The organism is Nocardioides halotolerans DSM 19273 (assembly GCF_000422805.1).
GTDB lineage: Bacteria > Actinomycetota > Actinomycetes > Propionibacteriales > Nocardioidaceae > Nocardioides > Nocardioides halotolerans.
Map to the genome: position 1 here is coordinate 166,607 of NZ_KE383927.1, position 12,067 is coordinate 178,673.

At 73.1% G+C, this 12,067-nt stretch carries 10 protein-coding genes; 9 read left to right on the top strand and 1 reads right to left on the bottom strand.

What is annotated here, in order from left to right:
- The first annotated feature begins 28 nt into the window (after positions 1-28).
- The 7 genes from G514_RS0123705 (at position 29) to trxA (ending at position 9,070) form a co-directional block, all read left to right on the top strand.
- Complete coding sequence (locus tag G514_RS0123705) at positions 29-2,431, top strand: DUF6049 family protein (protein WP_028653771.1); 2,403 nt, start codon at positions 29-31, stop codon at positions 2,429-2,431.
- The gene (gene murJ / locus G514_RS0123710; RefSeq protein ID WP_245582322.1) at positions 2,428-4,122 is read left to right on the top strand and encodes a murein biosynthesis integral membrane protein MurJ; all 1,695 of its coding nucleotides are present in this window, start codon (positions 2,428-2,430) and stop codon (positions 4,120-4,122) included. The genes G514_RS0123705 and murJ overlap by 4 nt, the downstream gene beginning before the upstream one ends.
- Positions 4,123-4,195: 73 nt before the next feature.
- Entirely contained in the window at positions 4,196-6,055 is a 1,860-nt protein-coding gene (locus tag G514_RS29645) for a protein kinase family protein (RefSeq protein WP_028653773.1), read from the top strand.
- On the top strand, positions 6,052-6,738 hold the full coding sequence (gene sigM / locus G514_RS28730; RefSeq protein WP_036566173.1) for an RNA polymerase sigma factor SigM: 687 nt from the start codon (positions 6,052-6,054) through the stop codon (positions 6,736-6,738). Before G514_RS29645 ends, sigM begins: the two co-directional genes overlap by 4 nt.
- A gap of 60 nt (positions 6,739-6,798) precedes the next feature.
- Positions 6,799-7,533 carry a hypothetical protein gene (locus G514_RS0123725; RefSeq protein ID WP_028653774.1) on the top strand — a complete coding sequence of 245 codons (735 nt, stop codon included), beginning with the start codon at positions 6,799-6,801 and terminating at the stop codon, positions 7,531-7,533.
- Positions 7,534-7,609: 76 nt separating this feature from the next.
- Positions 7,610-8,617, top strand: coding sequence for a thioredoxin-disulfide reductase (gene trxB, locus G514_RS0123730; RefSeq protein WP_028653775.1), 1,008 nt, complete (start codon positions 7,610-7,612; stop codon positions 8,615-8,617).
- 135 nt (positions 8,618-8,752) lie between these two features.
- The gene (trxA, locus tag G514_RS0123735; protein WP_036566174.1) at positions 8,753-9,070 is read left to right on the top strand and encodes a thioredoxin; all 318 of its coding nucleotides are present in this window, start codon (positions 8,753-8,755) and stop codon (positions 9,068-9,070) included.
- Positions 9,071-9,164: 94 nt separating this feature from the next.
- Here trxA and G514_RS0123740 read toward each other — a convergent pair whose 3' ends face one another.
- The gene (locus G514_RS0123740) at positions 9,165-9,815 is read right to left on the bottom strand and encodes a GNAT family N-acetyltransferase (protein WP_028653777.1); all 651 of its coding nucleotides are present in this window, start codon (positions 9,813-9,815) and stop codon (positions 9,165-9,167) included.
- A gap of 126 nt (positions 9,816-9,941) precedes the next feature.
- Between G514_RS0123740 and G514_RS0123745 the strand changes: the two genes are divergently transcribed.
- Both G514_RS0123745 and G514_RS0123750 read left to right on the top strand, forming a co-directional pair.
- Positions 9,942-11,258, top strand: a complete 1,317-nt coding sequence (locus tag G514_RS0123745) for an aminotransferase-like domain-containing protein (RefSeq protein WP_028653778.1) — start codon at positions 9,942-9,944, stop codon at positions 11,256-11,258.
- 42 nt (positions 11,259-11,300) lie between these two features.
- The gene (locus G514_RS0123750; protein ID WP_028653779.1) at positions 11,301-12,053 is read left to right on the top strand and encodes a lysophospholipid acyltransferase family protein; all 753 of its coding nucleotides are present in this window, start codon (positions 11,301-11,303) and stop codon (positions 12,051-12,053) included.
- The last annotated feature ends 14 nt before the right edge of the window (positions 12,054-12,067 follow it).

Here is a 12,067-nt window from a genome sequence, read left to right on the forward strand (position 1 = left end):
CTCAGGCAACGGGTCTAACCTGTGGCCCATGCTCCGCCGGGTCTCGTTCAGTGCTGCCCTGGCGGCGCTGGCGGTCCCGGTGCTGTCGGTCGGGATCGCGGCCGGTCCCGCCCACGCCGACCCCACCGGTACGCCGAGCGACGACCCCGCCGCGCAGGCGCAGGTGCGCAAGGGTCAGCTCCACGCCGAGCCGCAGCAGACCGCGGCCGCCCGGCGGCAGGCGGTCAGCCGACGCGCCAGCCGCGCCCGCGCAGAGGACGACGCCCCGCTCACGCTCACCATCGACAAGCTGACGCCCTCCACGATCCCCGAGCGGGGCATGGTGCGCGTGTCGGGCACGGTCACCAACAACGACACCGAGACCTGGTCGACGATCAACATCCGGCCGTTCATCTCCGCCGCGCCGCTCACCACGCCGGCCCAGCTCGCCGAGGCGGCGGCGCAACCGCCGGACGCCGTGGTCGGCGAGCGCATCAACGACGAGCAGCACAAGGACTTCATCGAGGAGCTCGCGCCGGGCGCCTCGACGCCGTACCAGGTGAGCATCCCTCGCCGCCTGCTCGGCGTCTCCACCCCCGGCGTCTACTGGTTCGGCGTGCACGCGCTCGGCGAGGGGCCGGGCGGCCGCGACGAGACCGCCGACGGCCGGGCTCGCACGTTCCTCCCGCTGGTGCCCGAGGCCCGGCCCGGGCAGGAGCCGACCGCCGTCGTCATCCCGCTGCGCCGCCAGCTCGTGCACACCGACGACGGCCGGCTCGACGACCTCGCCGGCTGGACCCGCTCGCTGTCGCCGGGTGGTCGGCTGCGGTCGCTCGTCGACTTCGGCGCCAACTCCGGCGACCGCACCGTGACCTGGGTGATCGACCCCGCGCTCGTCGACGCCGTACGCCGCCTCGCGGACGGCAACCCGCCGCGGTCGCTCGCGCCGAACCTGCAGGTCGGGCAGCCCGACGGCGAGGACGAGGCGACCGAGGACGGGCAGGCGGACCCCACGGCCGACGCCACCGCGAGCAGCGACCCGAGCGCGTCGCCCAGCGCCGAGCCCGAGCCGGACACCGGCAGCCCGCTCGACCTCGACGAGCTCGACCCCGTCGTGCAGGCGGCCGCGCAGGCCGCGCAGGCGTGGCTCGCCCGGCTCGGCGGGGCGATGCGGCCGGAGGACCAGGTCATGTCGCTGCCGTACGGCGACATCGACGCGGCCGCCGCCGCCACCCACCACTCGTCGCTCTACCAGCGCGCGGTCGTCCGGGCCGGCACCACGCTGCCCGGCTTCGACGTCGCCTCCACGCCGGTGCTGTCCTCGCCGAGCGGCTACCTCACCCCCCAGGCCATCCGCGACGCCGTCCCCGGGTCCGCGATCCTGCTCACCGACGCGATGTTCGGCGACGACCCTCCGGCGCTCGCCGACACCGAGGGCCACGAAGCGGTCGTCGCGTCCAGCGCCGCCGGCGAGGGCGGACCCGGCCCGGACAGCCGGACGTCGAGCACCGCGATGCGCCAGCGCCTGCTGTCCGAGGCCGCCGTGCGGTTCCTGCGCGGCGACCAGGCCCCGCTGACGATGGTCGTCCCCCACGACTGGAACCCGACCGACAACAGCGGCGCGTTCTTCAGCGGCCTCGACGCCGACTGGCTCGACCTCACCTCGGTCCAGGGCGTCAGCCAGGCGGCGACCCCGACGCCGGTGGACGCGGCGTCGCTGCACTACCCGGCGTCGCAGGAGGCCGCCGAGCTGCCGCAGCCGAACTTCGACGCCGCCGACAAGCTCATCGACAGCGGGCTCGCCCTGCAGAACCTCCTCACCCTCAACAACATCGTCTCCGGCACCGTCACCGACCAGGCCCTCGGCACGGTGTCGTACTACGCGCGCACCAAGCCCATCGACACCCGCGCGTCCGCCGACGCCTCCCGGGTGTGGATCCAGAACCGCCTCGGCCGGGTGCACGTCGACACCCCCGGGCGGGCCGTGACCCTGTCCAGCTCGAGCGGGCGGTTCCAGGCGACGGTCACCAACGAGCTCGACCAGCCGGTCACCGTCAGCGTCGACGCCCGCACCGACGACCGCCTCACGATCGACACCCCGCCGCCGATCGAGGTCGGCGCGAACCGCCGGGTCTCGGTGCTGCTGACGGCGCGCACCGAGGAGAACGGTCTCCACGAGGTGGTGCTGGCCATCACCGACAAGCGCGGCACCCAGCTCGGCTCCACGACGACGCTGACGATCCGCTCCGCGCAGTTCAGCAACGTCATCTGGCTCTTCCTCGGCATCGGCTGCGCCCTCCTCTTCGGCGCGATCGCGGTGCGCCTCTTCCGCCGCGTGCGCAACGCCCGCCGCGGTCCGCCGGAGGACGACGGGACGCGCGACGCGGCGGAGGGGGGCACCGCGGACCAGGCCCCCGCGGAAGCGGCCCCCGCGGAAGCGGCCACCCGGTGACGCAGCGACCCAGCGAGCCACCCACGGACCCGCCGGACGACCTCACCGAGACCCCTGACGAGGTGGACGAGCAGTCCGCGCTGCTCTCCAACAGCGCGGTGATGGCGGCCGGCACGACCGTGTCGCGGCTGAGCGGGTTCGTGCGCGCCGCCCTGCTGTCCTACGCCCTCGGCAGGTCGGTGCACGCCGACGTGTTCAACGTCGCCAACACGCTGCCCAACATGCTCTACATCCTGCTCGCCGGCGGCGTCTTCAACGCCGTGCTGGTGCCGCAGCTGGTCCGGTCGATCCGCAACGACCCCGACCGGGGCGACGCCTACACCAGCCGCGTCGTCACCGTGGCCGGGCTGTTCCTCGTCGCGGTCACGGTCGTGCTCGTAGTCGCCGCGCCGCTGATCGTCGACGTCGTCACGTCCGGCTACGACGGCGCCGTCCGCGACTCGGCGATCGCGTTCACGAGGTTCTGCCTGCCGCAGGTCTTCTTCTACGGGATGTACGTCCTGGTCGGGCAGATCCTCAACGCCCGCGGCTCCTTCGGCCCGATGATGTGGGCGCCGATCGCCAACAACGTGATCGCGGTCGCGGTCGTGCTCGTCTACATCGTCGGCTACGGCAAGGCCGAGGGCGACGAGGTGTTCGGCCCCTTCACCGGCGGGCAGGAGGCGCTGCTCGGCCTCGGCTCGACGCTCGGCATCGCCGTGCAGCTGGCGATCCTGGTGCCGTACCTGCGTCGTTCCGGCTTCGTCTACCGCCCGCGGCTCGACCTGCGCGGCAGCGGGCTCGGGCACACCCTGCGGCTCGGGATCTGGACCGTGCTCTTCGTCGTGGTCAACCAGGTGGCCTACGTCGTCGTGCAGCGGCTCGCGACCAGCGGTGCGATCTCCTCGCCGGACGGCACCGGCGCGACCGTCTACGCCAACAGCTTCCTGGTCGTGATGGTCCCGCACTCGATCGTCACGGTCTCGCTGGCGACCGCGATGCTCCCGCGGCTCTCGGCGCACGCGGCCTCGGACGACCGGGTGGCGCTCGCGGGCTCGCTGTCCGGCACGCTGCGCTCCGCACTGGCGGTGATCGTGCCGTTCGTGGCCCTGCTGCCGGTGATCGCCCCCGACCTGGCGCGGCTGGTGTTCGCCCACGGCGCGGCCGCCGACGGCGGCGTCGAGGCCTACGTCCCGACGCTGTCGATGTTCGGGCTCGGCGTCCTGTTCTTCACCTTCCACTACCTCGTGCTGCGCGGCTTCTACGCCCTCGAGCAGAACCGCGCGGTGTTCTTCGTGCAGTGCGGGGTCGCGGCCACCAACATCGTCGCGGCCGTCGTCCTCGTGCACGTCACCAGCGCGGAGCACACCTCCCCGGCGCTCGTGGGCGCCTACGCGCTGTCGTACGCCGTCGGCTCGCTCGTGTCCTACGTGTTGCTCCGCCAGCGGCTCGGTGGGCTCCGCAGCCGCCGGCTGCTCGCCTTCGGCGGCCGCCTGGTGATCGCCACCGGCGTGGCCACCGCGCTCACGCTCCCGGTGGCGCACGTGCTCGACGGGCTCGTCGAGGATCCCGGGCTGGTCGTCACCGCCGTCCGGCTGCTGTGCGTCGGCGCCGTCGACGTGCTGCTCTTCCTGGTGCTCGCCCGGCTGCTGCGGATCACCGAGGTGAACGACGTGCTGGCCACGTTCACGGGCCGCGCCCGGGCGCGCTGAGCGCCCTACGATGGGGACCTCGGGGACCACACCAGCCACACGAGCCGTCTCGACACCAGGGAGGCAGAGGAGCGTGCTGCACGCGAGGCGTGCCGGCGACGTGCTCGCCGACCGCTACCGGCTGGTCGATCTCCTCAGCGAGAGCGGCGGCGGCCGGTTCTGGCGAGCCCACGACCGGGTGCTGGAGCGCCACGTCGCCCTGCACGTGATCGCGGCCGACGACCCGCGCGCGGAGCTGCTGCTCGAGGCCGCGCGGCGTTCGGCCACGGTCCTGGACGCGCGCATCCTGCGGGTCCTCGACGCCGAGCGTACCGACGACTGCTGCTACGTCGTCAACGAGTGGGGCTCGGGCACCTCGCTCGACATCATGCTCGCGAGCAACGGACCGCTCTCGCCGCGTCGCGGCGCCTGGATGGTCAGCGAGGTCGCCGACTCGATCGCCGCCGCGCACGCGCACGGCGTCGCCCACGGCCTGCTCTCGCCCGAGAACGTGCTGCTCGACAACGCGGGGTCCGTGCGGATTATCGGCTTCTGCGTCGACGCCGCGCTGCACGGCATCCCGCCCGGCGACCCGCACCACGACGTGGTCGACCTCGCCGGGCTGCTGCACGCGACGCTGACGGGTCGCTGGGCCGGCGTGTCCCCGTCCGCCGTGCCGCGCGCGCCGGAGAAGCACGGCCGGATCCTTCGCCCGCGACAGGTGCGGGCCGGCGTGCCCCGCGGCCTCGACGACCTCTGCGACGAGCTGCTCAACCCTCGCGGCCAGAAGTCCCGCGAGGTCCGGGACCTCGGCAGCGCCCGCGGCATCCAGAGCTACCTCGCCGAGTTCGTGGGCGACCCGGCCGGGCTCGGCCCGGCGATCGCGGCCGGCAACCCCGAGAAGAACGAGACCGTCGTCCTCCCCGACGTGCCCGAGATCCTGGCGCGCCCCCACCCCGACGACTGGGTGCCGCCCGCCGGGGCCGAGGAGCAGGCGGCCGAGCCCGAGCTCGACCCGGAGCCGTTGCCCGAGCCGGAGCCCGACCCCGAGCCCGAGGTCCCCACGCAGGCGGGGCTCCCGATCTTCGACGACGAGAACGACGAGGTGTCCTGGCTGCGCGCCCGCGACGAGCCGGCGCCGCCACCCCCGCCGTTCGAGGAGCCCCCGGAGCGTCCGCTGTTCGCCGAGGAGGCCCGGCGGCCGCGCTACGCCCGGCCCGACGCCGGGCCGGTGGTGGCCCGCGGCGACGAGTACTGGCCCTACGACCAGATGCGCTCCTCCGGCAGCGGGGTGATCCCCGCGGTCGACGAGCTGACGGACACCCGCGAGCAGGTGCCGGGCCGCAGCTGGCTGCGGCTCGCGATGCTCGTCGCGGTGGCGCTCGTGCTGCTCGTGGCCGTGGCGATCGCCGTCAACCTCGGCCGCGGCAAGACCCCGCTCGGCGCCGAGCCCGACGACGACAGCAGTCCGTCGGCCTCGCCGACCGCCGCCACGCCCGAGGCGTCGCCGACCCCGTTGACCGACCTCCGGGCCGACGACCTCGACCCGCAGGGCGACGGCGAGGAGAACCCCGACGAGGTCGCCGCCATCACCGACGGCGACCCCGCGACCTCGTGGGGCACGCTGACCTACAAGCAGCAGCTCGGGCCGGGCGGGCTCAAGCGCGGGGTCGGCGTGGTCGTCGACCTCGGCCGCTCGCGCGCCGTGAGCCGGGTCGACCTCACGCTCCTCGGCGAGCCGACCAGCCTCTCGCTCTACCTGAGCGACACCGTCCCCGGCAACCCCGAGGCGCTCACGGCCGTCGCCCAGGCCGAGGCCGCGCCGGCGTCGACGTCCATCGACCTCGACGGGGCGCCCACCGGCCGCTACCTCACGATCTGGCTCACCGCCCTCCCGGGTGTCGACGGCGGCTACAAGGGTGGGATCGTTGACCTCGTGGTGGCCGGGGCATGAACTCTCCTGCCGAGGCCGAGCTCACCGACCACGAGCTCCTGACGGCGCACGTCGACGGCGACCCCGACGCGTTCGCCATCCTGTTCCGCCGGCACCGCGATCGGCTCTGGGCGGTCGCGCTGCGCACGATGGGCAACCCCGAGGACGCCGCCGACGGCCTCCAGGACGGCATGATCGCGGCCTACCGGCGGGCCGGGTCGTTCCGCGGCGACGCTGCCGTCACGACGTGGCTGCACCGGGTCGTGGTCAACGCGTGCCTCGACCGGCTCCGGGCCGCGAAGGTGCGCCGCGCCGAGCCGCTGCCCGAGGACCTCGACGACATGGGCGACCGCGGCTCGCTCATCACTGCGACGTCCGAGGCGGCCGACCCCGCGGACCTCGCGGTCGTCGACGAGCGTCGCCGGATCGTGCTCGCCGCCCTCGACCAGCTGCCGGCCGACCAGAAGGCCGCGCTGGTCCTGGTCGACATGGAGGGCTACCCGGTCGCCGAGGTGGCCGAGATGCTCGACTGCGCGGTGGGCACCGTGAAGTCCCGCTGCTCACGCGGTCGCGCCCGGCTCGCGACGCTGCTCGGCGTGCTCCGCCCGGGTGGTGGGGCGGACCACGTGCCGCCGGGGAACCCCGACCCGCTCCCGGCCGTCCGAACCACGGAGGCGTCCCGCGCCCCGCCCGATCCCGGCTGAGTCGTCCACCGTCCCGTCCCAGCCACACACTCCTGATCCCCGAGAGGAGGCGTACCTCCCATGAGCGACCAGCCCAGCGAACAGCAGGGCGCGCTGCCCGAGCTCACCCTCGAGCAGGAGGAGTCCGTACGCCGACTGCTCGCCGACGCACGACACGACGAGCCGATCCCCGCCGAGGTGGCCGCTCGGCTCGACACGACGCTGGCCGGCCTGACCCGCGACGAGCCGGGCTCGCCCGGCGTCGCACCCGTCCTCGACCTCGCCGCCCGCCGGCGCCGCCGCAACGCCGCGGGCCTGCTGGCCGGTGCCGCCGCGGTGATCGTGTCCGGCTTCGTCGGCGGCCAGCTCATCGACGTGGGGTCCAGCGGCGACGACGCCGGCACGGCCAGCACCGAGGCCGACGCCAACCGGGCGGGCTCGGCCGACGACCAGGCGGGCGGCGACTCCCTCGAGTCCTTCTCGCCCGGCGCGACCGCACCCCTGGCCGGCAGTGGCGGTCCGGTGCTGCAGCTGCGGTCCCAGCACCTCGCGAGCGACCTCGACACCCAGCTCCGGTCCTATGCCTCGGAAGGCAGCGCCAGCGCGTCGCTCTCGGCCAGCGAGCTGGGCGCGCTCGGCTGCACCACCCAGCCGCCGCCCCAGAAGTTCGGCCTGGGCGAGTTCTTCCCGGCTCTCTTCGACGGCACCCCCGCCGTGGTGGCGCTGCGGGCGCCGGCCGACGGCACGCAGACGGCCGACGTGCTGGAGTGCAGCTCGGCGGAGCTGCTCGACAGCGTGACGCTGACGCCCCGCTGAGGGGCCGCGCCGCGGGAATGCCGCTCCCCTACGATCGGTTGTCGAGGTACATACCAATCGAGGAGATCTTCGGCCCATGTCCGAGCCCCGCAACGTCATCATCATCGGCTCCGGCCCGACCGGCTACACCGCCGCCGTCTACGCCGCGCGAGCCAGCCTGGAGCCGCTCGTCCTGGCGGGTTCGGTGACCGCGGGCGGTGCCCTCATGAACACCACCGAGGTCGAGAACTTCCCCGGCTTCGAGACCGGGATCATGGGTCCCGAGCTGATGCAGGCCATGGAGGCCCAGGCGCGCCGCTTCGGTGCCGAGATCGTCTTCGACGACGTCATCGAGGTCGACCTGACCGGAGACGTGAAGGTCGTCAAGACCCACGAGCAGACCTACCGCGCCAAGGCCGTGATCCTGGCCATGGGCTCGGGCTACCGCAAGCTCGGCCTGCCCCGCGAGGAGGAGCTCTCCGGCCGTGGCGTCTCGTGGTGCGCGACGTGCGACGGGTTCTTCTTCCGCGAGCAGCACATCGCGGTCGTGGGCGGTGGCGACTCGGCGGTCGAGGAGGCGACGTTCCTGACCCGCTTCGGCTCGAAGGTCTCGATGATCGTGCGCCGCGACGAGCTGCGCGCCTCGAAGATCATGCAGGAGCGCGCGTTCGCCGACCCCAAGCTCGACATCATCTGGAACTCCGCGGTGTCCTCGATCAACGGCCAGGACCGCCTCGAGTCGGTGACGCTCGAGGACACGGTCACCGGCGAGAAGCGCGACCTCGACGCCACCGGGCTGTTCATCGCGATCGGCCACGACCCGCGCTCCGAGCTGCTGACCGGGCAGGTCGACCTCGACGACAACGGCTACGTCGTGGTCGAGCACCCCTCGACCCGCACCAACCTGGTCGGTGTCTTTGCCGCCGGCGACCTCGTCGACCACCACTACCGGCAGGCCATCACCGCCGCCGGCACCGGCTGCGCCGCAGCCCTCGACGCCGAGCGCTACCTCGCCGAGCTGGCGCACGTCGGCGACCCCGCCGAGGCGCAGGCCCGCGCGGATGCCGAGGTGGTCATCGAGGAAGCACAGGTCGCAGGAGCGTAGTCCTCGCGCAGACCCGAGGCCCGGCGCGGCGGGAACATCTCGCCGCGGCGTGCGGTTGACTGAATCAGGCTTCCACGCTCGTCGGCCCGGTTCGGGGTCGACCAATCAGCAGAAAGGTGACCCATCGTGGGACACATGGAGTCCGTGACCGACGCCGAGTTCGACGCGCTGGTCCTCAAGTCCGACAAGCCCGTCCTGGTGGACTTCTGGGCGGAGTGGTGCGGCCCGTGCAAGCAGGTCTCGCCCATCCTCGACGAGATCGCAGGCCAGCACGGCGACAAGATCACCTTCCTCAAGATGAACGTCGACGAGAACCCCGTGACGCCCTCGTCCTACCGCGTCACTGGCATCCCGACGATCAACCTCTACCAGGGCGGCGAGGTCGTGAAGTCGATCGTCGGCGCTCGCCCCAAGCAGGCGCTGCTCAACGAGCTGGCGGAGTACATCGGCTGATGTAGTCGCAGGACGTGTGCGCGGAGACCCGATCACGGATGTGGTCGGGTCTCTGCCTTTCCCTGCGGTGGTCTCGGCCCGCTCGACTGCTCGCTCAGTTCAGCTCGCCCCTGGTCATCCGGCCCTCCACCGCGCGGGGCTTCGCCGGCCGCACCGCGCCGACGATCCGCTCCAGCGCGGCCTCGACCTCGTCCTTGAGCGAGAGCGCCGTACGCAGCTCCATCCGCATCCGTGGCGTGGTGCCGTGCGCGCGCTGGGTCTTGAAGCCGACGCTGCCCAGGAAGTCGGTGGGGAGCACGCAGGTGCCCCGGCGTCCGGGTCCGCGGGTGTCGCCGAACGCCTCCACGGCCTTGATCCCGCCGCGCTTGATCAGGTCGCGCGCCATCCCCTGCACCAGCATCCGCCCCAGCCCGCCACCGGCGTGCGACGGGTGGACCCAGGCGTTGGTCAGCAGCACCGCGTCGGGTGAGACCGGCGCCGTCGGGAACGCTCCGGCGCCGGGCAGGAACGCGTCGGGCGCGTAGATGACGTAGCCCACCGGCTGGTCGTCGACCAGCGCGACCCGACCGCACGAGCCCCAGTCGCGCAGCACCTGCGAGACCCACGCCTCCTTCTCCGAGACGGCGTCGCCGTCGTCGACTCGGGCGCGGCTGACCGGGTCGAGCTGCCAGAAGAGGCAGCCCTGGCACGGCCCGTCGAGCTGCTCGAGGTGGTCGACGGTGAGCCTCACGACCTTGCGAGACATGGCTCAAGGGTAGGCCGGGTCGGCGAGCCTGTGGGCCAGCCGGTGATCGGGGTGATCCAGGGTGTGATCCAGTCGGTGGGCCGATGACGTGCGCCGCTGCGGCCCGTCCCTCACACTTGGACCGTCATGGACTCCACGCCGTCGCGCCCGCTGCACAGCCTCGACCCGTACGTCGACCGCTACGCCGCGCGCACGGCCGGCATGACCGCCTCCGAGATCCGGGCGCTCTTCGCCGTCGCGTCGCGGCCCGAGGTCGTCTCGCTCGCGGGCGGCATGCCCAACATCTCGGGCCTGCCGCTCGACGTGGTCGGCCGGGCGATCGGCGACCTGGTCGCCCACCACGGGCCCGAGGCGATGCAGTACGGCTCGGGCCAGGGGGTGCCCGCGCTGCGCGAGCAGATCACCGAGGTGATGCGGCTCGAGGGCATCGAGGCGCACCCCGACGACGTGGTGGTCACGGTCGGCTCCCAGCAGGCCGTCGATCTCGTGACCCGCGTCTTCTGCGACCCCGGCGACGTCGTGATCTGCGAGGCGCCGTCGTACGTCGGCGCGCTGGGCGTGTTCAAGGCCTACCAGTGCGACGTCGTCCACGCGGAGATGGACGCCGACGGGCTGGTGCCGGAGGCGCTGCGGCAGGCGATCGCCGCGACCCGCGCGGCCGGCAAGCGGATCAAGTTCGTCTACACGATCCCCAACTTCCACAACCCCGCCGGCGTGACCCTCTCGGTCGCCCGGCGCGCGGAGATCCTCGACATCTGCCGGAGCGAGGACATCCTGGTCCTCGAGGACAACCCCTACGGCCTGCTCGGCTTCGACGGTGAGCCGCTGCGGGCGCTGCGCGCCGACGAGCCCGACAAGGTCGTCTACCTCGGCTCGTTCTCCAAGACGTTCGCACCCGGTTTCCGGGTCGGCTGGGCGCTCGCCCCACACACCGTGCGCGAGAAGCTGGTGCTCGCCCAGGAGTCCGCGACCCTGTGCCCGCCCCAGTTCTCCCAGATGGCGGTCTCGGCGTACCTCGCGAGCCACGACTGGCAGGGCCAGATCAAGCAGTTCCGCGAGATGTACCGCGAGCGTCGCGACGCCATGGTCGACGCGCTGCACGACCTGATGCCCGCGGCCTGCCGCTGGAACGTGCCCGACGGAGGGTTCTACGTGTGGCTGACGCTGCCGCCCGGTGTGGACGCCAAGGCGATGCTGCCCCGCGCCGTGACCGCCCGGGTCGCCTACGTGCCCGGCACGGCGTTCTTCTCCGACGGCTTCGGGTCGAGCGCGATGCGCCTCTCCTACTGCTACCCCACACCCGAACGGATCCGTGAGGGCGTGCGGCGGCTGGCCGGGGTGATCGAGGCCGAGATGGAGCTGCGAGCGACGTTCGACGCCTACGCGCCCGCCCGAGAGCTCGGTCCGCGGGGCTACGACGGCCCCAGCAGCGACCTCTCGTGATCACCCCCGCGTGGGCCGCTGCCGACAGGGCGGCTTGACGTCGTGCGCGACCTCACCTACCCGCCCGTCATCGCCCTGGCCAAGACCGCCTTCCGGGTCCTGGGCCAGGACATCACGATCGCCGGCGCCGAGCACGTGCCGCGCACCGGCGGCGTCCTGCTGGCCGTCAACCACATCAGCTACGTCGACTTCATCTACGGCGGGCTCGCCGCGAACCCGTCGGGTCGCAAGGTCAGGTTCATGGCCAAGCGCGAACTGTTCGACCACCGGCTCACTGGCCCGCTGATGCGGTCGATGCACCACATCGAGGTCGACCGCGCCGACGGCGAGGCGTCCCTGCGCACGGCGCTCGACCACCTGGCCGCCGGCGAGGCCGTCGGCATCTTCCCCGAGGCGACGATCTCGCGCGCGCTGGAGCTCAAGGAGTTCAAGACCGGTGCCGTGCGGATCGCCGCCCAGGCCCGGGTGCCGGTGGTGCCGGTGATCGTGTGGGGCACCCAGCGCATGATGACCAAGGACCACCCCCGGGACTTCTCCCGCGGCAAGACCATCTCCATCGACGTTGGGGCTCCCCTGCACCCGACCGGGGCCCACCCGGTCGCGGAGACCGCCGGGCTGCACCGGGTGATGAGCTCGATGCTCGACGAGGCGATCCGCGCCTACCCGGCGGCGGAGCAACCGCCCGGGGCGTGGTGGCTGCCGCAGAGCCACGGCGGCACCGCCCCCACCCTCGAGCAGGCCGCCGTCATGGACGCCGAGGAGAAGGCGGAGCGCGCGCGTCGACGGTCAGAGTAGACTTGACGACTTGC